The sequence below is a fragment of the Microvirga sp. genome, from assembly GCF_014699075.1.
Classification (GTDB): Bacteria; Pseudomonadota; Alphaproteobacteria; order Rhizobiales; family Beijerinckiaceae; genus Microvirga.
In genome coordinates, this window is the sequence record NZ_JACXAB010000020.1 from 1 (window position 1) to 19,862 (window position 19,862).

18 protein-coding genes and 3 pseudogenes are annotated in these 19,862 nt (G+C 60.1%); 9 read left to right on the forward strand and 12 right to left on the reverse strand.

Annotated features, from left to right (window positions below):
* The first annotated feature begins 206 nt into the window (after positions 1–206).
* Both gnd and zwf read left to right on the forward strand, forming a co-directional pair.
* A complete protein-coding gene (gene gnd, locus IC232_RS20575) occupies positions 207–1,202 on the forward strand; it encodes a phosphogluconate dehydrogenase (NAD(+)-dependent, decarboxylating) (protein ID WP_190846832.1) in 996 nt (331 codons plus the stop codon).
* On the forward strand, positions 1,199–2,713 hold the full coding sequence (gene zwf / locus IC232_RS20580; protein WP_190846833.1) for a glucose-6-phosphate dehydrogenase: 1,515 nt from the start codon (positions 1,199–1,201) through the stop codon (positions 2,711–2,713). The genes gnd and zwf overlap by 4 nt, the downstream gene beginning before the upstream one ends.
* Before the next feature lie 148 nt (positions 2,714–2,861).
* On the opposite strand, the pseudogene IC232_RS20585 reads toward zwf, so the two are convergent.
* The 5 genes and pseudogenes from IC232_RS20585 to IC232_RS20605 form a co-directional block, all read right to left on the reverse strand.
* A pseudogene (locus tag IC232_RS20585) lies at positions 2,862–2,954 on the reverse strand (IS6 family transposase); the annotation flags it as partial.
* Positions 2,955–2,999: 45 nt separating this feature from the next.
* Positions 3,000–3,257, reverse strand: coding sequence for a hypothetical protein (locus IC232_RS20590; protein WP_190846834.1), 258 nt, complete (start codon positions 3,255–3,257; stop codon positions 3,000–3,002).
* 510 nt (positions 3,258–3,767) lie between these two features.
* Positions 3,768–4,343, reverse strand: a complete 576-nt coding sequence (locus IC232_RS20595; RefSeq protein ID WP_190846835.1) for a methyltransferase family protein — start codon at positions 4,341–4,343, stop codon at positions 3,768–3,770.
* Between the two features lie 3 nt (positions 4,344–4,346).
* The gene (locus IC232_RS20600; protein WP_190846836.1) at positions 4,347–4,970 is read right to left on the reverse strand and encodes a TVP38/TMEM64 family protein; all 624 of its coding nucleotides are present in this window, start codon (positions 4,968–4,970) and stop codon (positions 4,347–4,349) included.
* A gap of 45 nt (positions 4,971–5,015) precedes the next feature.
* Positions 5,016–5,525 (reverse strand): methyltransferase family protein, encoded by a 510-nt coding sequence (locus IC232_RS20605; protein WP_190846837.1) that lies wholly within the window; start codon positions 5,523–5,525, stop codon positions 5,016–5,018.
* Positions 5,526–5,732: 207 nt separating this feature from the next.
* On the opposite strand from IC232_RS20605, the gene IC232_RS20610 reads away from it, so the two are divergent.
* Together IC232_RS20610 and minD are read left to right on the forward strand one after the other, a co-directional pair.
* Positions 5,733–6,152: a MarR family winged helix-turn-helix transcriptional regulator gene (locus IC232_RS20610; protein ID WP_190846838.1), complete on the forward strand. Its 420-nt coding sequence runs from the start codon at positions 5,733–5,735 to the stop codon at positions 6,150–6,152.
* Positions 6,153–6,642: 490 nt separating this feature from the next.
* Entirely contained in the window at positions 6,643–7,512 is an 870-nt protein-coding gene (minD, locus tag IC232_RS20615; RefSeq protein WP_190846839.1) for a septum site-determining protein MinD, read from the forward strand.
* A gap of 897 nt (positions 7,513–8,409) precedes the next feature.
* Here minD and IC232_RS20620 read toward each other — a convergent pair.
* On the reverse strand, positions 8,410–9,300 hold the full coding sequence (locus IC232_RS20620; RefSeq protein ID WP_190846840.1) for a GGDEF domain-containing protein: 891 nt from the start codon (positions 9,298–9,300) through the stop codon (positions 8,410–8,412).
* A 736-nt stretch (positions 9,301–10,036) separates the two neighbouring features.
* Here IC232_RS20620 and IC232_RS32945 point away from each other — a divergent pair.
* A complete protein-coding gene (locus tag IC232_RS32945) occupies positions 10,037–10,447 on the forward strand; it encodes a hypothetical protein (RefSeq protein ID WP_190846841.1) in 411 nt (136 codons plus the stop codon).
* A gap of 110 nt (positions 10,448–10,557) precedes the next feature.
* Here IC232_RS32945 and IC232_RS20630 read toward each other — a convergent pair whose 3' ends face one another.
* Positions 10,558–10,974: a M10 family metallopeptidase C-terminal domain-containing protein gene (locus IC232_RS20630; protein WP_190846898.1), complete on the reverse strand. Its 417-nt coding sequence runs from the start codon at positions 10,972–10,974 to the stop codon at positions 10,558–10,560.
* Positions 10,952–11,308, reverse strand: a complete 357-nt coding sequence (locus IC232_RS20635; RefSeq protein ID WP_190846842.1) for a calcium-binding protein — start codon at positions 11,306–11,308, stop codon at positions 10,952–10,954. Before IC232_RS20635 ends, IC232_RS20630 begins: the two co-directional genes overlap by 23 nt.
* 281 nt (positions 11,309–11,589) lie before the next feature.
* Between IC232_RS20635 and IC232_RS33320 the strand changes: the two are divergent.
* Positions 11,590–11,703 (forward strand): annotated as a pseudogene (locus IC232_RS33320) (IS5/IS1182 family transposase); the annotation flags it as partial.
* 55 nt (positions 11,704–11,758) lie between these two features.
* On the opposite strand, the gene IC232_RS20640 reads toward IC232_RS33320, so the two are convergent.
* Complete coding sequence (locus tag IC232_RS20640) at positions 11,759–11,908, reverse strand: DUF1127 domain-containing protein (protein WP_190846843.1); 150 nt, start codon at positions 11,906–11,908, stop codon at positions 11,759–11,761.
* An 869-nt stretch (positions 11,909–12,777) separates the two neighbouring features.
* On the opposite strand from IC232_RS20640, the gene IC232_RS20645 reads away from it, so the two are divergent.
* Positions 12,778–13,146 (forward strand): hypothetical protein, encoded by a 369-nt coding sequence (locus tag IC232_RS20645; protein WP_190846844.1) that lies wholly within the window; start codon positions 12,778–12,780, stop codon positions 13,144–13,146.
* A 94-nt stretch (positions 13,147–13,240) separates the two neighbouring features.
* On the forward strand, positions 13,241–14,263 hold the full coding sequence (locus tag IC232_RS20650; protein WP_190846845.1) for an IS110 family transposase: 1,023 nt from the start codon (positions 13,241–13,243) through the stop codon (positions 14,261–14,263).
* A 339-nt stretch (positions 14,264–14,602) separates the two neighbouring features.
* Here the strand turns inward: IC232_RS20650 and IC232_RS20655 are convergent.
* A pseudogene (locus IC232_RS20655) lies at positions 14,603–15,032 on the reverse strand (Tn3 family transposase); the annotation flags it as partial.
* A gap of 449 nt (positions 15,033–15,481) precedes the next feature.
* Between IC232_RS20655 and IC232_RS20660 the strand changes: the two are divergent.
* Positions 15,482–16,066 (forward strand): TetR/AcrR family transcriptional regulator, encoded by a 585-nt coding sequence (locus IC232_RS20660; protein WP_190846846.1) that lies wholly within the window; start codon positions 15,482–15,484, stop codon positions 16,064–16,066.
* A gap of 21 nt (positions 16,067–16,087) precedes the next feature.
* Here IC232_RS20660 and IC232_RS20665 read toward each other — a convergent pair whose 3' ends face one another.
* Together IC232_RS20665 and IC232_RS20670 are read right to left on the reverse strand one after the other, a co-directional pair.
* Positions 16,088–16,408: a hypothetical protein gene (locus IC232_RS20665; RefSeq protein WP_190846847.1), complete on the reverse strand. Its 321-nt coding sequence runs from the start codon at positions 16,406–16,408 to the stop codon at positions 16,088–16,090.
* Between the two features lie 218 nt (positions 16,409–16,626).
* Entirely contained in the window at positions 16,627–19,836 is a 3,210-nt protein-coding gene (locus tag IC232_RS20670; protein ID WP_190846848.1) for an efflux RND transporter permease subunit, read from the reverse strand.
* Positions 19,837–19,862 lie beyond the last annotated feature (26 nt).

A 19,862-nucleotide genomic window follows, 5' to 3' on the forward strand; every position in this document is an offset into this window, starting at 1 on the left:
CTGCCCTTGAACACGCCGCCCTCCGTCCCTGAACCCGGCGAGCAGTAACTGAAACTCTGAAACAAAGTGTTTGCGACGGATCCGAACCAAATAGCCTAAAATAAGAAAAACGGTCGTTTCTGATAGGCAGGAGGTCCTTTAGTTTAACCCGATGCACGTGGCGCGCCTATCCAATCTTACACGCCTGAGCGTAAAGGGAGTGAGACATGCAGTTAGGAATGGTTGGTCTGGGCCGGATGGGAGGGAACATAGTCCGCCGCCTGATCCGAGCAGGACATGCAGCCGTTGTGTACGACCACAATCCGGAAGCAGCCAGAGGTTTAGCAGGTGAGGGCGCGACAGGAGCCGAGAGCCTGGAAGGTCTTGTCGCAAAGCTGGAGGCACCACGGGTTGTCTGGGTCATGCTGCCTGCCGGTGACATCACTGAAGCAACCATCCAGCGGCTTGCCGTCCTTCTGGAGGTAGGCGACACCATCATTGATGGTGGCAACACCTTCTGGCAAGACGATGTCCGGCGGGCAGGCCAGCTCCGCAGCCGCGGCCTGCACTACATCGATGTCGGCACCAGTGGTGGGGTGTGGGGGCTCGAGCGCGGGTACTGCCTCATGATCGGCGGTGAGGCACCCATTGTCGAACGCCTAGATCCGATTTTTTCCGCCTTGGCGCCTGGTCGCAGTGACCTGCCGGTCACCCCGGGGCGCGAGGGCAGAGATCCCCGGGCCGAGCAGGGTTACATCCATGCCGGGCCGAACGGGGCCGGGCACTTCGTCAAGATGATCCACAACGGCATCGAGTACGGCCTGATGCAGGCCTACGCCGAAGGCTTCGATATCCTGCGCAACGCCTCAAGGCCAGCCCTGCCGCCCGAGCACCGCTTCGACTTCGACGTGGCCGATATCGCCGAAGTCTGGCGCAGGGGAAGCGTGATCACCTCCTGGTTGCTTGATCTCACCGCCACCGCCTTGGCCGAAGATGAGCACCTCAGCTCCTACTCCGGCTATGTTGACGATTCCGGCGAGGGACGCTGGACCATCCAGGCCGCGATCGACGAGGCGGTCCCGGCCGAAGTCCTCACAGCCGCCCTCTATGCCCGCTTCCGCTCGCGTCAGGAGCATACGTTTGCCGAGAAGATCCTCTCGGCCATGCGCAAGGGCTTCGGCGGCCATGTCGAGGTCAAGAGGTCGGAAGGAGACCGGGTATGATGCAATCTCCTGCGCCCGCTGCTGACCCGTGCTGCTTTGTGATCTTTGGCGCCTCCGGGGATCTGACGAGCCGCTTGCTCGTGCCGGCGCTCTACAACCTGGCCGCCACCGGCCTGCTGCCGGAGCGCTTTGCGATCGTCGGGGTAGCGCGAACGGCCCAAACAGCGGATCAGTTCCGGGACGATCTGCTCGCCGCCCTTCGGACCCACGCCACGCGCGAGGTCGATCCGCAGCTGGCCCAACGGCTTGTCGCTCATGCCGCTTACGTGTCCGGCAGTATCGACGAGGAGGAAACCTTCTCCAAGCTCAGGGCGACCCTGGAGGAGACCGAGGCGGCGGCCGGCACTCGGGGCAACCGGCTGTTCTACCTGGCCATGCCACCGGACACCTTCGAGCCGATCGCGCGTCAGCTGGCCAGGGCTGGCTTGTCCCAAGAGGGAGCCTCAGGCGCCCCGTGGCGCCGGGTGGTCGTTGAGAAGCCGTTCGGGACAGATTTGGCCTCGGCGCGGGTGCTTAACCGTGCCCTGCTGGAGGTCCTCACTGAGGATCAGATCTACCGCATCGATCACTATCTCGGCAAAGAGACCGTCCAGAACATCCTGCTGCTGCGGTTTGCCAATGGTCTGTTCGAGCCGATCTGGAACCGGAACCACATCGATCATGTGCAGATCACAGTGGCTGAGACCGTCAACGTCGAGAGGCGAGGGCGCTTCTACGACCGGACGGGCGCTCTGCGGGACATGGTGCCCAATCACCTGTTCCAGCTGCTGGCGTTGATTGCCATGGAGCCGCCGGCCCGCTTTGAGGCGGAGCGCGTGCGGAATGCAAAAGCCGAAGCCCTGGCGGCGATCCGGATCCCCAATGAGGCTGAAGCGCTAGCAAACTCTGTGCGGGGGCAGTATCGCGCCGGCCGTGTCGATGATGCGCCGGTGGTGGCCTACCGGGACGCCGAGCATATCGTGTCCGGCAGTGTCACCGAGACCTATGCGGCCCTTCGGCTTGAGGTCGACAACTGGCGCTGGGCGGGAGTGCCGTTCTACCTGAGAACCGGCAAGGCTCTCTCAGCCCGCCGGACGGAGGTGGCGATCAAGTTCAAGCAGGCGCCGATCTCGATGTTTGAGCAAACGTCTGTTGACCGGCTGGGGCAGAACTTCCTGGTTTTGCGGATTCAGCCCAACGAGGGCATCACACTCCGCTTCAATGCAAAGGTGCCCGGGCCTGTGCTGGCGGCCGAGAGTGTCGACATGACCTTCAAGTACAAGGATCACTTCGACGTTGCCCCGAGTACCGGCTACGAGACGCTCATTTATGACTGCATGACGGGCGATGCCCTGCACTTCCAGCGGGCGGACGGGGTGGAGGCGGGATGGGCCGTGGTTCAGCCGTTTCTCGACGCGTGGTCGAAATCGGGAGCCAAAGGATTGGAGTTCTATCCAGCTGGTTCATCCGGGCCAGAGGAGGCGGGATTCCTGCTCGCGAGAGATGGGCGTCGTTGGCGTGTGATCGAATAGGAAATGGCGACAGGAACGCCACACTCAGATTCTCCGAAGGCATGGCTCACAAGTGAATGCATGGAGAAGCTGGCGAGCGCTGGCGAAGAGGGTTCTGTCGCAACTCTGGGGCTGAGACAACAGGATAGAAGCGATCCTCCGGCGACGGTTATGCAGCAAGCGGGTCGATCTGCTCAGCGAGCGAGGGCTGCCGAGTCCGGGCATACTTTGCCTGCCCTTTGCGCATCATGTGCACTATTTCACGGAGGGATGAGTTGCTGGGCGACTGTGCGGCAAAGAACTGAGCTCAGATGGGTTCACTTTCGCGCCGGTTGACCTTGACCTGAGGATTTCCCAGCCAGGCGCATAGTTCCTCCAGGGTCGGGAAATCGTGTTCGATCCCTTTGAAGGGCGCAGGTCTCTTGTTCTGTGGCAGATTCACGAGCAGTTCCGCCGTCCAGGTGTAGGGCTGCCGTGAGCCGTTCCTCACCACACTCCCTATGATCTCTCCATTGAGGAGGAGATCATAGGCGCCAGGCGCAAGCTGGGTGAGGCTGTAGGTCATAAGGTGCTTTTAGCAGACTTAAGCTACAGCTCAATCCGCTCCTTGGCCCTGGCGATAGGAACTTCGCGATAAAGGGATACGATCAGAGTTAAGCACTGATTGAGCAGCACTGTAGCTGGCGGCGCGGGTCTTCCTTACAGTTGGACCAGGTTTGGGCTCATGTCGGCGGTTGCTGCCTATGTAATTCCAGACGGGATCGAGATCGTTTTCATAATGCGCAGCCATCTCCTGCCAAGCAGGTCGACCTGCATGCTATGTACGACACTGATCGGCCTTGGCGCTTCCTGAACTTTACTTGAGACTGGCAACGTAGCCGGCGAGACTGCAGAACCGCGCTCGGGCCACCTACGATTATCGCTAGTTGGCGGGGAGGCCGCTGCGCGAAGCAGTGCCCGAGTTCATCCCAAGCGTCGTCCGACAAACAAGCACAGAGCCAGACGCATCGGCCCTATCACCTCCACCTTGGCACATCAGGGCCGTCAGGGGGCGCCCACCTCAACACGACCGGGTCTAGAGGAAGTGCGGGATAATTACCTTGGTTCGCTGCTGATAAACCTTGTAGCGCTCGCCAAAGATGCGGCTGAGCAGTTTCTCCTCTGCGCGGGCGCGCCACACGAAGGTCGGAATAATCCCGAACAGCACCATGGCAAACGCCGGCAAGCTGCTGAACGCCAGGGCTTGGCCCGCAGCAAGGAATACTAGGCCAAGATAAATTGGGTGTCGAACGAAACGATAGGGGCCGGTCGTGACGAGACCCGTCTCCTGGTCTGCATCGGGAACGAAACTCCATGCCGGGCCAAGAACCACGCGTGATCTGAGAACGACAGCGGCACCCGCAACCGCCAGAACTGATCCCAGCGAGGCAAGCAGCAGCGATAGAGAACTCGCGGTGGTGCCGGGAAAAAGCAGGAGCGAAAGCAAGAACAATGCGAAAGCTGCAAGGTTTGCCGCGACCGGTACTCGGTTGGCGCCACCGTGACGGGCTTGCTTAGCGGGCTCTCTGGGATGCTCGATGAAGCGTAGCAGCATGGGCCCTACAAAGGCGAGCAGGGATACGGCGCGGAGAACGATGACCAGCGTTGACATGACTTACCGTGCCCGCCGCTGCATGGGATACAGGATGATGGGCAGCAAGAGGATGGGGAGCACATAGCTCACCCCAAGGGCTACGATCGGTTGGTCGGCCCAGCCGGCGCCGATGGCCGCAAAGATAAACGCTGTAGGTATGCTGCCGATGGACAGCGCTGCCGTGAACTTCCACAGGGGCATTCCAGCAAGTCCAGCGAGAAGGACCATTGCCTCGGGAACGCTGAAGGGGAGGCTGCGCGTGAGGACAATGGCCCAAGCTCCCCGCCGCTCGAACAAGCGCTCCATCTTGTGCAGAGACTGAAGTCCACCGAAGTGTTGCATTGAACGGCGTGCAGAGGTGACCATCAGTCCATAGCCGAGAAGGCCACCGGCGATCAGGCCGAAGCTGCCCAGCAATCCGCCAAGCCACGCCCCATAGATGATGCCGAACGCGGCGATCACGGCCGTTTGCGGGATCGGCAACACCAGATCGGCCCAGATGAGCGCAATGCCCAGGGCCCACGCCCAACTCCCGTACTGCCGGAGCATCAGCACAGCATCGTTAGCCTCCTGCGGTATCGGCAGTCTCGCGCAGGAGACGAGCGCAAGCGACACGAGGCCGGTGACAACCAGGGCTGCTCTCATATGCACCTCCGAACGAGCAGGCCGGCTTACATTCCAGTCCCGGCGCTAGAGCCAGCGGCGCACGCGCGCCTTGTAGTCGCGGTAGTCGTCGCCAAAGCGCGCTTCCAGATATGCCTCCTCGCGCGCAACGACGCCGTAGCGGATCGCCACGGCCAGCGGCAGCATAAAAATGAGAATCCACGAACTGCGCACAACTATCCCGATGCCGACATACATGAGAAAAAAACCAAGGTAGATCGGGTTGCGGGTCCAGCTGTGAACACCAGTCGTTACGAGCGTACGGGTGGGCTCGTTGGTGGGTACAGGGGTTCCTGCCTCTGAGAAGTTGCGGATACCCGCAGCTGCGAGCACCACACCCATAATGATCAGGCATGCGGAGATGATGGCGCTGATCCAGTGAACCGAACCGATGCTCGAAACCGAGATCGGCAGGGGTAGCAGGTGATCCGAGACGAAGCCGAGAAGAAGGGCACCGAGGAAGAGGAGGAGAGGGCGCGCAATGACGCCCGCAGTTCCGGCGTCAGTTCCTTGTTGCCCGGCCGTCTCATGATCCATGGCGGCTTCCTTCGATCGTTGCAGCTAAGCAGCAATATTTGCCGCATAATGACAACTAAGGTGTCATTATGCAAGTTGACAACCATGGTGTCAACTGAAAAAGTTGGTTCTAGCAGATGGACGAATGCAATGGCGTCGACACGACATAAGACCGGGACAAGAGCGCGCCCCATTAACGACAGCAAGGCAGAAGCAGTGGCAGAGTTGATGCTCGAAGTAACCCAGTGCTTCTTCAGGATCCGGGCTCTCGGACAAGCGGCAGGGCTCATCACCAATTGGGGCGGCGGTGCGTTCGGTTTTATTCGGAGCCTTGCGCTTCTTGGTCCGCTGACCGTTCCGCAGATCGCCCAAATGCGGCCGACGAGCCGTCAGCGCATGCAGCGGCTTGCCGATGAGCTTGCGGCCGAAGGGCTCGTGGAGTTTATAGACAATCCGAAGCACCGGCGTTCGAAGCTTGTGCGGCTGACCCCGAAAGGTGAGGCGGAGTATCGTGAGCTCAATACCCAGTTCCTGTCGCTCTCATCGACTGTTGGCGTCGCTCTCAGCGAAGCGGATATCCGCAACACGATCGAGGTCGTGCGGCATCTAAGTGATGATGTGAAAGGGCGTTCGGCACGGCTCCCGTAGCGCCTCCGTTCACGCGTCCACGAAACGCCTGATCTCGGCGAGGCACCAGTCCATGAATTAGCATCACATGCTGACCCCTGAGCCGAGTGCCATCAAGTAAATGGCTTTACTGGTAAATTCATTGGATCGGCGGGGTCGTCATCGGCGCTGATCGTGACCCTGCCGGATTTCCATTCTGTGTCGCTTAACCAACGCATTGCGCTTCCCTAGTCAGGGTAACTCTTCGTTACCAATTCATACTTAGGCTACACTCGCCAGCCCGCATCAACCTTTACATGCATAAGACCAGCTAGGGCTGTCCTGTGCCCTTACTTCCATCGGTTAACCTATCGGTAACCACCTTGAGCGCCGAATAGGACTGCCACCGAGAGGGATGGCCGTTGCTGTTTCGATTCTTTTCGGTCGCCATTCTGTAATGCCGCTTCTCGATCATGCTTGTGCCTGCGTGGGTGCCGTGCCTCCTCACGGTTTCTCTGGAGAACTGCCAGCAATGAAGAAGCCCAGATCAAAGCAGAAGCACACCAAGGCGAAGACAAAGGCCAGGCACGGCAGGGTGCTGGTGGTGACCTCCGGCAAGGGCGGGGTCGGCAAGACCACCTCCACGGCGGCCTTGGGTGCCGCACTCGCCCAAACCGGCCAGAAGGTGGTGGTGGTCGACTTTGATGTCGGCTTGCGCAATCTGGATCTGGTCATGGGGGCCGAGCGCCGGATGGTCTTTGACCTGATCAACGTCATCAAAGGCGAGGCCAAGCTCTCGCAGGCGCTCATTCGAGACAAGCGTCTCGACACACTGGCTCTCCTGCCAGCTTCCCAGAGGCGCGACAAGGATAGCCTGACCGAGGAGGGAGTTGCGGCCGTCATCGGCGAGTTGCGGGCGCAGTTCGACTGGGTGATCTGCGATAGCCCAGCTGGGATTGAGACCGGAGCTACCCTGGCGATGCGGCATGCGGATGTAGCTGTCGTGGTCGTCAATCCGGAGGTGTCTTCGATCCGTGATGCCGATCGCATCATTGGTATGCTGGACGCCAAGACGGTAAGGGCCGAGCACGGGCATCATATCGAGAAGCATCTTCTCCTCACGCGTTATGATCCCGTCCGCGCCCGGCGCGGTGAGATCATGACGGTGGAGGATGTGCAGGAGATCCTATCCATTCCACTGCTGGGCATCATCCCGGAGAGTGGGGAAGTGCTGCGCAGTTCGAACGTTGGAGCCCCAGTGACCCTGGGCAGCCCTGGCAGCCCACCGGCGCAAGCTTACCTTAACGCGGCCCGTCAGCTGAAGGGTGGGAGCAAAAGGGTGACAACCTCAATCACCAAGCCTCGTCTGTTTCAACGGCTGTTCACCCGACGAGCCGCATAGATGCACTCGACCTCCTTGCAGGATTGAGATCAGGAGCAGGAGCGCAGAATATATTCTGCGCTGAACACCTGAAGAGTTTGGTTGAGTGCTATCATAAGTACTTGATCTTGACCGCATGCACGCAAGCTCTTGGGTCATCAACTTTCATGTTCATGGTTAGCATATACGATGAAGCGTAACCCGAAACCTCTTCCAGTTGAGATCAAGAAGTTCCGCGCTCAAGGTCAGAGGCATCATTTTCCCCAAGGCTTCTGTTTGAGTTCAGGCCGGCTGAGACCACCAAGGTCGTTCAGGAGGAAGAACCTCAAACAGCGGTTGCGCCATCTTCTGGCCCACGCATTCTGCCGAGCCTCTTTGAGGCGGAGTGAACCAAATCTGAGGGCGTTGAGCCCAATCGTCCCAAGCGTGAATCAGGATCGAAAGTTGCTCGGAAGCAGACTGAGTTTAATTTGAACGCCAGTGCCTCTTCAGGTGTCGAGAAAGCATGCGCAGAGGAGCCGGCCATTGCCACAGCCGGCTTGCAGACTGACGTTGCCACTGCCATCCCAGAAGCTACAGCACCTCTTCACGACATCCACACCGCAACGGCTGGACATGCGAGGGCCAATGCCCCCAAGCCAAGACCCAAGGTCTTGGAAGATGACGAGCCAGTGCTGGCATCCCAGCGAACAGCAAGGCAGGAGTCACTACAAGAGGCAAAGGTCATCAAACGATCGGCGGTGATGTCGCCGCGGGCAGACCAGCACAAGCTGGCCAAGCGTCAGGCTGACGCTGTTCAACTGCCGCGGCAGGAGCGTTGGAAGCGACGGCTCCATCCCGCTTCCTGGTGAGTTTATCAACAGTCAAGGCCAAGGCGTTCCCGCGCCCGCTCCGATATCATGGAAGATGCGGCTCGGTTTATCTTACCCGCGTGCAGCTGCGGCCGTCTGTCTTGGCGGCATACAAGGCCCGATCCGCACGTTGCAGAATGGAGCTTCGGGAGTCCTGGGGCAGGGCCTCTGTGATTCCAGCGCTGAAGGTGAAAGCCAGTTCAACAGTACATTCTTCGATTCTGGCGCTTGGGAAGTCGGCTCTGAGGTGCTCCACAGTTTGAGCAGCAGCCTCAAGATTGACAGACGGCATCAGAAGCAGAAACTCCTCGCCTCCGGTTCGCCCGAGATAGGTATCAGGGCGCAGCCTCTCGCGGCAGACAGCTGAAAAGTGCCGCAGCACCGCGTCACCCACCTCGTGGCCATAGCTGTCATTGATCGCCTTGAACCAGTCGATATCGATCAGGGCAACACATAGCTTGGTGCCGTCCTGCTTGCCGCCGGTAAGACGCTCGTCAAGGATCTCGAGGATATAGCGGCGGTTCGGCAGGCCTGTGAGAACGTCAGTCCGGGACGCCAGCAGAGCCGCATCGTGCGCCTGCCGCAGTGATCGCTCATCGTGCTTGAGCGCCGTGATGTCAGCCCCAACCGTGAGCAACCAGCCATTCGGCAGGATGGTATGGTCCATCCAGAACCAGCGGCCATTGACGAGGTCCGTCTGGAATGACTTGCGCGGAACACTCCGGCGCCGGGCGAGGGTCCGGGCAATGAAAGCCTCCACGTCGCCATCATCAATCCTCACCCCAAGCCCGTTCTCGTGTGCGTGGCGAATAATCTCGGGAAACGTGAACGGGCCCTCATAATCGCCCAGGAACATGTCGTGGTAAGTTGTGTTGGCATACCGGAGTCGGTCTTCGGCATCATAAAGGCAGATCGCCTGTCCGCTTTCCGTCAGTGTCTCCACGAGGTGGCGAAGCATCTCGTCATCCAGATCAGCAACAAACCTAGGCATACATTCAACCACTCCGACTAAGCTTCGGATTGATACCAGATCATGGTAGCGGACCCATCAGTAGAAACCCTTAATCCTGCAGATTTGAGGTGAGGTGTCGTCTTTTCTTGAGTGAAGGTCCTAGGCTGCGTCTCGTCATTATGTTGAACCAAGACCCAGCCGCCGGCTCACAGTTGCCTCTATTGGATGGCGCAAGCGTAAAGTGAGCCTTGGTCGGAATGCGGCCAAGGTTCGAACATTAAATTGAATTGCACTGTTCGGCGGGAAGGATAGTCAACGAACGCTGGGAACTCTCTGGGCTTTACTTGGCTGGCGGAACCAGAATCACGACGCTTGCTCAAGCCGTGAGGTCAGCTGACAGAGCCGTGATCTCCTACTCGGGTTGGAGTTCTTGAGGCGCAACCAATTGCTGTCCGGCGGGCCTGCTTGCTGAACCTCGTAGAACGCGTCGGATCATCGCATTTTCAGTTCTCCATTGACCTCTGTGTCATGCTAAGATGCTGGTATAGCCGTGACACGGAGGAGAGCGATGAGCAGGTCTCTCGTGGCGTTGGGTATCCTTGCGGCAAGCGCCTTTCTCATCCCGGCTGATGCAGTTGCCCAACGTAATGGGTTTGGGTTCCGAGGTGATGCACCAAGCTTCCGGAGTGGCGCAGGAGCGATGGTCCCCCGTCCCCCTATAGGCCGTTCCCCCAGGATCGGAATGGCAGGTCCACGCGGCTTTGGCGGTCCTGCGCTGGCCAGCCGGCCAAGCTTCCGTGGAGGCGCCGTCGACATTCGGCCTCGCGGCTTCCGTCCCACCATCGCCGGACCCGGCTTCCGCGGCTATGGCCGTGTTGTCAGTGTTGGTCGGCCTGCTTATCATGGCTACTATGGACGCGGCTGGCGCTACCCGTACTATGGCGGCTACTACGGCAGGGGCTATCCCCTTTATGGAGGCGCGTTAATCGCTGGCCTAACGCTCGGGGCGCTGAGCTATCCTTACTACGCCTATAGCTACCCATACCTCTACGCCGGCGCGACCTATGGCAGCGAGTGCTACTGGGTCCGACACCGGGTCATCGACCCTTGGGGCCGAGTTGTCCGCCGTCGTGTTCAGGTCTGCGAGTACTGAGCCACTCCAGCTTCATCGGCTGGGCGGGGTCAACCCACCGAGTGAATCTGGGTCAGGGCCTGCAGGGGGCCTTACCGACTCCTCCTGCTGCGAGTTGCCTGGCCTGCCGGTCAGACAATGAACAAATAACTCATATCGCCTGCACTGCCTGAACCGCGCAGAACCACCCCTGTCTCAAACCGATTGTCATTGTTTAGATCCGACAACAAATAGCCTCGGTCAGCCGTTGGATTGTACAGGAAAACATGGGCAACGCTCGCGCTCGTGAACGTGCTTTCAGCCTGAGCCGCTGCCGCTGCGATTGAGGCCGCGGTTGTGCTGGCTTCACGATAGTTGGTCGACGTTCCTCGAATACTCATGTCGAGCCAGTCCACCGACGGATTCCAGTCGGCAATGGTATCTGAGCTTGTAGTCCTGATCTCGGAGGAGCCACGGTCAAAGACGAACACGTCCACGCCTGTGCCGCCGACGAGCCAATCCCGCCCGTATCCACCCTCGAGCCAGTCATCGTTTGCTCCGCCATTCAGGTAGTCCTAGGCCGGAGCCGCCAAAGAGGTCGTCGTAGCCAGATCCGCCGTACAGGTCATCATTGCCAGCTTGGCCGAGCAGGACATCGTAGCCACTGCCACCGATGAGACGATCCTGTCCGGATCCCGCGTAAAGATCATCATCGCCCGTGCCGCCATTGATGTAGTCGTCACCGCTGCCGCCGAAAACGAGGTCATAGCCCCAGCCGGCATAGATATCGTCGTCACCGCCATAGCCGTAGATGTCATCATCATCACCGAAGCCATAGATCATGTCATGGGCATTGGTGCCGTCGATGAGGTTCGGCCAGTCATCGCCATAGAGAATTGCCATGGTCCTCTCCGCATAGCAGCCCCGTTGACGCCTTACCCGTTCCCCACCAAAAGCGTGGAGCTATCTGGGTTTCCATCACCGCCCATAAAACGAGATCCTGCAGGCGCAAGTTTCGTATTCAGGCTCCGACGTCAGTACGAGCGATTATTATAGATGATATCGGTCACGATGTCCGGGTTTCCTAATGGTCATTCACTCATTCTTGGGGGGCATTGGTGCATGGATCGTTAGCAGTGCTTGTGTAGTCGAGCGGTCATCGAAATAACCCGTCGGTCACCGCCATGCCCTTCCGACACAATGCTGGCCGCCGCCATCGTAGCGGACAGGCGAAGCTCGAGGTGGCGAACTGGGCGGAATATGAAGCAGGTCAGGACGGACGCGGATGCACTGCCCTCCGAGTCCCTCGCCCACTTCATTGGAAGGGGCTCTCACCATTCGCTGCAATTAGCCCTATCGGACCTGCCTTGCGACCTCAGCGATGTCGGGCCTGGTAAGGCCGATGTCGCACAGTTCACGGTCGGAGAGGGCATGCAACTGCCTTGCCGTCTCACGAGAACGCAGCCAGCGACGCAGGCTTGACAGAACAACTGATAAAAACATGACGCAACCTCAATAATGAGCCTACACAAGCGCAAGGGCGCCGCGAACTGGCAGTGAGAAAAAGGGCCACCTCTTGGGGTGGCCGAGTTTAGGGAGGAAACCCGCCACAGGGAGGCCGTGGCGGAGGAGGGGTCATCTACAGCGCACTTGGCTCGAGACAAACCCGAAAGTGGTCGCCTCTGCCATGCGGAATGAGCATGGAACGGACGGAGAGCATTTACCCTGCGTTAGCCTTTCCTTACCGAAGGAACCGATCAATCGCACGAGGGCTCTCCTTGCCCATCGAGAGTTCCCGCATCGATGTCCGAGAGCCCTAATTGCCCCAGCTTGAGGGTTTTCTTCGTTTGGGCAAAGGCCTCTCAGGTCATGTGTTTCGCCATCCTCGGGTGAGTCTCTGCCGTAATGGACCTGCCTGTCCGTGCAAGAAGCCCGGCTCGGATATCAAGTCTTTGCCTTGAGGAGGCTCGGCTTGCTTAACTCTCTAACAACCGTGCTTCTCTTACCTTGGCTCGGTGATCAAAAATCGGACGGCCTTCATGAAGAGGCAAGAGCACTCACCGGCCTACGTTCTCCAGATCAAGAGCCAGTGGCGGGTTGTCGTTCCTGTTCGCGGGAAGCTTACGCCCAAAGTACACACGACAGAGTTTCCTTCCCGCGCAAGCGCTGAAGCTTGGCTTTGCAGTGATGAGGGAGGGCGCCAGATTGATGCGTACCGAAGCCTTGGAGTTTTGAGCCGATCATCGCATTGACCAGCGACCCGTCGCAGCTCCCGGTAAATGCTTGGGCATTTAACGATGTTCGCAGAATCCCATAACGCTCCATCACAGGTGCTGCCTACACTCGCCTGAGCCTTTCAGAGGGGTTATGGCATGAAGAGGTTGGTCACGGTCGCCGGTCCTGTCGCCACCGCGCAGATGGACGGGTATTTGCTTGAGGAGCGGCTCCTCGATCGCATCATGATCCAGGTTGTTGACAAGGGCGACGGGAACCTGGAGATCGCGTTCCATGAGAAGGATCAGCGCTACCTGTCGCAGTTCTCCGCTGTGCAGCAGGCCCAATGGCTTCATGAGGCGATGCTTCATGTCGAAGCAGGATGTCCTTTAGAAACACCGGATGGGAATTCCGCTTGGATCGCTGACGAGGCGCCACCAAGAGCTAGATCCTCCATCAAAGCCATGAGACCGGCACGGCAGAGACATGATCTGCCGCCTGGATTGGAGTTCCTAAGACGCGATTAGGGGTCAGCGCAAGATCTGATGGGGGAGACGCCCCCCAACGGCCTCGGTGTGCCAAAGTGGAGGTGTTGATAAGCACCACTTGAGGGAGGCGTCTTTGGGACAGGTTAGCACGATTGGGGTGGATCTGGCGAAGAGCGTGTTCCAGGTTCACGGTGCCGATACATCGGGAGCGGTGCTGTTCCGCAGGAAGCGGCGGCGGCACCAGGTCCTTGCGTTCTTCTCGTCTCAGCCACCCTGCACAGTGGCCATGGAGGCTTGTAGCAGCTCGCACTACTGGGCCCGTGAGATCACAAAACTCGGTCATACTGTCCGGTTGATCTCACCGGCTTACGTCAAGCCCTTTGTTAAGCGGCAGAAGAACGATGCGGCCGATGCCGAGGCGATCTGCGAGGCGGCCCAGCGCCCGACCATGCGCTTCGTGGCTCCCAAAAGTGAGCAGGCTCAAGCGGCGGCGATTGTGTTCAGAGCCCGTGATCTCCTGGTGAAACAACGAACTCAGATCATCAATGCCCTGAGGGGGCACCTGGCCGAGTTCGGGATTGTGGTGGCCAAAGGCCCAGCTCGTGTTCCGCAACTCGTGCGGGCTGTCGAGGATGCGGCCGAGCCGGTCCCAGAGCTCGCCCGACCCATCCTCCAGATGCTGATTGAGACGCTCCGAGGCCTGGACGAGCAGGTCACCCGTCTGGATCGTGAGATCGCCCAGCGGGCCAAGGAGGATGAGACGGCGCGTCGGCTGATGACCATTCCCGGGGTCGGTCCAGTGATTGCAGTGGCCCTTGCAGCACTGGCGCCGGCTGAGACCTTCAAGCGCGGGCGGGACTTTGCTGCCTGGGTCGGGCTCACGCCGTTGCAGCGCTCCACCGGCGGCAGGCAGAAGCTGGGTGCCACCTCGAAGATGGGCGAACGCACGCTGCGCCGCCTGCTGATCATTGGCGCGAACAGCATCTTGCTTCGGGTCGCCCGTCATGGCGCTCCCGCCGGATCGTGGATCACCCGCATGCTGGCGCGCAAGCCGCCGATGCTGGTGCGTGTGGCACTTGCCAACAAGATGGCTCGGATCGTCTGGGCGCTGCTGGCGAGGGGTGAGGTGTATCGGGCTCCGGCTGTGGGTGCGTAAGCACTCGCGGCCGCGAGGCTGTTGGGGCGCAGGAAGAGCAAAGGAGAGGTATGGCGCAACGGTCACTGAGACGGGATCAGACAAACCAGTTCAGGAACAGGCGCTTCGAGCGCGTAGATTTGATTGGGACCTGATCCGCGAACTCCCATCCGGGCCCGCGGCATGTGGAAAGCCGCAGACAAGGCCGCACACATGTCCGTATCTGACCTGCGCGTTGCACCAACCCGAAGATTCTTCTTGCGTCACCAGGGGCGTCTACACATGTTCCTGATTTGCGCTAAGATAGAACGAACAAAGAACCTGATCATCCATTCTGCAAAATGGGCCTCCATCGACGGGCTATGCGGCGCGTGCCAGGGTCTTGGGCAGCCGCAAGGGCCGGAAGCCGTCTACGAGCACAGGCTGCTCGCCCCAGGCATAGGCCGGTGAGATTGATGTGCTCCCAACTCAGAGGCGACACGTGCTTGAGCACCTCAGGCGGGATGATCCGCCCCTGATAGCGGAGATGTTCCACAGCGTGCCCGAGATACACCGTATTGCAGTGTACAATCGCGCTCACGACCAGGTTCAGCCCGGACGCCCGGAAGGCTTGGCTCTCTAACGAGCGATCACGGATTTCACCACGCTCATGGAAGAACACGGCCCGTTTGAGCTTGTGGGCCGCCTCACCCTTGTTCAGGCTGGCCTGACAACGCCGCCGCAGAGCAGGGTCGGAACACCACTCGATCATGAACAGCGTGCGCTCGAGACGGCCGAGTTCGCGAAGGGCGCGGGTTTTGTCGCAAACACGCTTTTTTACTTAGCTATACTGGAGAGCTCGCGCTAGCCGGTTGCTGCAGAACCAACAACTTAGCGCCACCCGCCGGGCCGAAGATCGCGCTTAAAAATGCTTATACTTCGAGTTTGCGACAGAATCTCAAAATGCCTGCCCTTGAACATTCCTATCCCCACTGCTGTGACGGCGGCCATCGTAGCTGAAACTATGAAACAAAAGGTTTGCGAGCACCTCCTAGGAGGTGCTCGCAACCCTCCATCAGGGATCCGGCTGCGCCTTCCTATAACTAGATAACATCTTGCCGATGCGTCAGAAGAGGCGGTGGGAGTTCTCGAATTAAGGCCTTGTAATGGCGCGGAAAACTGTTACTATACTGATTGGTATGATATGCGGTCGAAAAGCCTCTGGCAGTTCCGCCGCCCAGGCCGCAGGATGGGAGAACAATGGGCCGTCATCGCGAATTCGATGCTGACGAGGCGTTGCACATCGCGCTTCAAGTCTTTCGGCGCCGGGGTTATGAGGGCACTTCCATCTCTGACCTGACAGACGCCATGGGCATCACACGTCCAAGCCTCTATGCCGCATTTGGCAACAAGGAGGACCTGTTCCGCAGGACACTTGACCTCTACGAGCGCCGGCACCTGTGCTTCGCTCATGAAGCCCTTCAGGCCCCAACGGCGCGCGAGGCAGTCGAGCGGCTCCTGCGCGGCTATGTCGACGTCCTGACCGATCCCCTGAGCCCTCCTGGCTGTCTTGGCGTGAATGGAGCTGTGGCCTGCAGCGAGGCGAGCGAACCCATCCGCGAGGAGCTCATCGCGCGCCGAATCGTCAACGAGAACAACCTGCGCAACCGTCTGGAAAAGGCACGCGCCGATGGCGATCTCCCCGCTAATGAGGATCCCGCCGATTGGGCTAGATATGTCGTATCGATTGGCCTCGGGATGGCCGTGAAGGCAGCCTCCGGAGCCTCACGCCAAGAGCTCCATCGTGTTGCCGACTTCGCCATGCGGAGCTGGCCGACGGCGTAGATCGAAGGCTGGACCTTTCCGTTAGCTTGATGCTCCGCCTTTGCGATCCACCGCCAGGCTGGCCGGAATGACGGCCGTTCCAAACCGCACAGTCGCCTCGATTGTGCCGCCCGGCTGCACGGCCCTCGCTAAGCCCTCAATCTCGATCCAAAGCGCCTCCCCATCCATTGGAAGGACTTGGCCGGGAGCGACGGGAATGGTGTCCAATGCCGTCGTCACGCCGTTGCCGAGGGATGCGACAATCCGGGAGTGCTGGGCTTGGGTGACCGGAATTCCGGCAAACACGATTGTTTCCGCACTCCGGTTCTCCAGCAGAAACGTAATCTGTACCCGGCCTTTCATCTTTAAGGGTCAGACACGCGGGCCTGTCAGGACAACGTCGTTCGTAATCCGACAATCTTCTTCGGCCTCGATGTTTTCGGACAGGGGCGCCAGTCACAAACAGCAGCGCAGCCAAGATGACGGGCTGGAAGGTTTTTCAAAAGCGATCCATGGAAACAATCCGTCCTCTGCAGGAGTGCCCGAGGAGCGCCGCCTGATGCTGCGCCCCTCGCGTCTGCTCAGATCACCGGTTCCTTCACCGGGTGTGCGGCGGGGACCATTCCTGGGACTTCCTCCTCTTCGCGCCGGTGCCCAAGCGGCCGGTTCCCGGCCAGGCTGCGGACCAGAACGTAGAAGACAGGCGTGAGGAACAGCCCAAACACCGTTACGCCGATCATGCCCGAGAACACGGCCACCCCCATAGCAGCCCGCATCTCGGCGCCCGCTCCTGTCGAAAGCACCAGCGGGACGACACCCATGATGAAGGCCAGCGACGTCATCAGGATCGGCCGCAGGCGCAGGCGGCTGGCCTCAATGGCCGCTTCGACGGGACTACGCCCCTCGAACTCGAGTTCCCGCGCAAACTCCACGATCAGGATCGCGTTCTTGGCAGACAGGCCGACCAGAACGATAAGCCCGATCTGGGTGAACACGTTGTTGTCGCCCGCGGTCAACCATACCCCAACCAAGGCCGCCAGCAGCGCCAGGGGCACGATCAAAATGATCGAGACTGGAAGCGTCAGGCTCTCGTACTGCGCCGCAAGCACCAAGAAGACGAGCAGGATGGCAATCGGAAAGACCAGAATGCCGGAGTTGCCGGCCAGGATCTCCTGGTATGTCAGCTCGGTCCACTCGATCCTGAACCCTTTCGGCAGGGTCTCAGCCGCGATCTGCTCGACCGCCGCCTGCGCCTGGCCCGACGAATGTCCCGGAGCCGCCTGTCCGTTAACGTCGGCCGCCAGGAAGCCGTTGTACCGCATCGCGCGCTCCGGTCCCACGCTCGGCTGAATGTTCAGCAGGACGTTGAGCGGAACCATCTCGCCGGAGACCGATCGGACCTTGAGATAGCCGACGTCCTCGGCACGCGCCCGGAACGGCGCATCGGCCTGCACCCGCACCGAGTAGGTCCGCCCGAACTTGTTAAAGTCGTTCACGTAGACCGACCCGAAATAGGTCTGGAGTGTGCTGAACACCTCGGAGACAGGAACACCAAGCTGTCGGGCCTTGGCGCGATCAACATCTGCGTAAAGCTGAGGAACGTTGATCGAGTAGCTCGAGAACAAGCCTGCAAGTTCGGGCGCCGATGAGGCCTTGGCCAGAAACTCCTTTGTAGCCCGGTCGAGCGCCTCGTAGCCGAGGCCGGTCTGATCCTCGATCTGCAGCTTGAAGCCGCCGATCGTGCCCAGCCCCTGCACAGGCGGGGGCGGAAACATTGCGATCACAGCTTCCCGGATGGCGGCGAACTGCTGGTTCAGCTGGCCAGCAATCGCGCCGGCGGCAAGGCTTGGATCCCGGCGATCCTCGAACGGCGTGAGGGTCAGGAACACGATGCCGGCATTCGAGCTGTTGGTGAACCCGTTGATCGATAGGCCCGGGAACGCCACAGCGTTCTTCACGCCGGGATGCTTCAGGGCGATGTCGGTCATCTGCCGGATGACCTCCTCTGTCCGATCAAGGGTGGCAGCATCCGGCAGCTGGGCGAAGCCGACGAGATACTGCTTGTCCTGTCCGGGTACGAAACCGCCGGGCACGGTCTTGAACAGGAAGCCCGTCGCACCGAGTAGGACGACGTAGAGGACCATCATCAGTGCCTTGGCCGAGATGGCCCGCCGGACGCCGTTGCCATACGCGGTGGAGCCGCGATGGAAGATCGTGTTGAAGCGGCGAAACAACCAGCCGAACAGCGTGTCCATCACCCGGGTGAGCCGATCCTTCGGCGCATGATGATCGCGAAGCAGAAGGGCCGCCAAGGCGGGCGACAGGGTCAGCGAGTTGATCGCCGAGATCACCGTCGAGATCGCGATGGTGACGGCGAACTGCTTGTAGAACTGACCTGTCAGGCCGCTGATGAACGCGAGCGGAATGAAGACTGCCACCAGCACCAGTGCGATGGCGATGATCGGTCCGGAGACTTCCTGCATGGCACGGTAGGTCGCCTGTCTGGGGCTCAACCCCTTCTCGATGTTCCGCTCCACGTTCTCGACCACCACGATGGCATCGTCGACCACGATGCCGATCGCCAGCACCAGCCCGAACAGGCTCAGGGCGTTGATGGAGAAGCCTAGGGCATGCAGGACCCCGAACGTTCCGACGATCGAGACCGGAACGGCCGCAAGAGGGATGATGGACGCCCGCCAGGTCTGCAGGAACAGGACCACGACGAGCACCACCAGGAGCACCGCCTCAATCAACGTATGAACCACCGCGTCAATGGAGGCGCGGACGAACTGGGTCGTGTCGTAGACGATCTGGAAGTCGACGCCCTCCGGCATATTGGCCTTGATGTCGGCCATCTCGGTGCGAACCTTGTCGGCAATCTCAATGGCATTCGATCCCGGTGCCTGCAGGACGGGAATGGCCACGGCCGGCTTATTGTTCAGCAGGGCACGCAGAGCATAGTCGGCCGCGCCCAGCTCAATGCGGGCAATGTCGCGCAAGCGGGTGATCTCGCTATTGGTCCCTGTCTTGACGATGATGTCGCCGAACTGCTCCTCATCCTGAAGACGACCTTGGGCATTGATCGATAGCTGATGATCGACTCCAGGCAAGCTCGGAGAGGCGCCGACGACACCCGCAGCCGCCTGAACATTCTGGACGCGGATCTCGTTGACCACATCGCTTGCGGAGAGACCGTGTTCGGCAATCTTCTGCGGGTCGAGCCAGACCCGCATCGAGTAGTCGCCGGATCCAAACAGCTGAACCTGACCCACTCCCTGGATCCGGGCGAGGCGGTCCTTCACATTGAGCGCTGCATAGTTGCGCAAGTAGGTGACGTCGTATCGGTTGTCGGGCGACAGGAGGTGAACCACCATCATTAGGTCCGGCGAGCTCTTCACCGTGGTGACGCCCAGGCGCCGCACCTCCTCGGGCAGCCGGGGCTCGGCCTGCGACACCCGGTTCTGGACGAGTTGCTGCGCCTTGTCAGGATCGGTGCCAAGGGCGAAGGTCACGGTGAGCGTCAGCACGCCGTCGGTGGTCGCCTGGCTGCCCATGTAGAGCATGTCCTCGACCCCGTTGATGGCCTCTTCGATCGGGGTGGCCACGGTCTCGGAGATGACCTTCGGGTTCGCACCCGGGTATTGCGCTCGAACAACCACCTGGGGCGGCACGACCTCGGGATATTCCGAGATCGGCAGGACCCGCACGGCCAGCAGTCCGACCACGAAGATGAGCACCGAAAGCACCCCGGCAAACACCGGGCGGTCGATGAAGAAGCGGGAGACGTTCATAGGAGTCGCTCTCTGTCTGAGACGGT

What these genes read in the sequence shown, in the direction of transcription:
- IC232_RS20670 (WP_190846848.1), bottom strand. Translation starts at nt 19,836, where the DNA reads ATGAACGTCTCCCGCTTCTTCATCGACCGCCCGGTGTTTGCCGGGGTG.
- minD (WP_190846839.1), top strand. Translation starts at nt 6,643, where the DNA reads ATGAAGAAGCCCAGATCAAAGCAGAAGCACACCAAGGCGAAGACAAAG.
- IC232_RS20605 (WP_190846837.1), bottom strand. Translation starts at nt 5,525, where the DNA reads ATGGATCATGAGACGGCCGGGCAACAAGGAACTGACGCCGGAACTGCG.
- IC232_RS20635 (WP_190846842.1), bottom strand. Translation starts at nt 11,308, where the DNA reads ATGGCAATTCTCTATGGCGATGACTGGCCGAACCTCATCGACGGCACC.
- IC232_RS20595 (WP_190846835.1), bottom strand. Translation starts at nt 4,343, where the DNA reads ATGTCAACGCTGGTCATCGTTCTCCGCGCCGTATCCCTGCTCGCCTTT.
- IC232_RS20590 (WP_190846834.1), bottom strand. Translation starts at nt 3,257, where the DNA reads ATGACCTACAGCCTCACCCAGCTTGCGCCTGGCGCCTATGATCTCCTC.
- IC232_RS20645 (WP_190846844.1), top strand. Translation starts at nt 12,778, where the DNA reads ATGAAGAGGTTGGTCACGGTCGCCGGTCCTGTCGCCACCGCGCAGATG.
- IC232_RS20600 (WP_190846836.1), bottom strand. Translation starts at nt 4,970, where the DNA reads ATGAGAGCAGCCCTGGTTGTCACCGGCCTCGTGTCGCTTGCGCTCGTC.
- IC232_RS20620 (WP_190846840.1), bottom strand. Translation starts at nt 9,300, where the DNA reads ATGCTTCGCCACCTCGTGGAGACACTGACGGAAAGCGGACAGGCGATC.
- zwf (WP_190846833.1), top strand. Translation starts at nt 1,199, where the DNA reads ATGATGCAATCTCCTGCGCCCGCTGCTGACCCGTGCTGCTTTGTGATC.
- IC232_RS20665 (WP_190846847.1), bottom strand. Translation starts at nt 16,408, where the DNA reads ATGAAAGGCCGGGTACAGATTACGTTTCTGCTGGAGAACCGGAGTGCG.
- IC232_RS20660 (WP_190846846.1), top strand. Translation starts at nt 15,482, where the DNA reads ATGGGCCGTCATCGCGAATTCGATGCTGACGAGGCGTTGCACATCGCG.
- IC232_RS20640 (WP_190846843.1), bottom strand. Translation starts at nt 11,908, where the DNA reads ATGTTTTTATCAGTTGTTCTGTCAAGCCTGCGTCGCTGGCTGCGTTCT.
- IC232_RS20610 (WP_190846838.1), top strand. Translation starts at nt 5,733, where the DNA reads ATGCTCGAAGTAACCCAGTGCTTCTTCAGGATCCGGGCTCTCGGACAA.
- IC232_RS32945 (WP_190846841.1), top strand. Translation starts at nt 10,037, where the DNA reads ATGGCAGGTCCACGCGGCTTTGGCGGTCCTGCGCTGGCCAGCCGGCCA.
- gnd (WP_190846832.1), top strand. Translation starts at nt 207, where the DNA reads ATGCAGTTAGGAATGGTTGGTCTGGGCCGGATGGGAGGGAACATAGTC.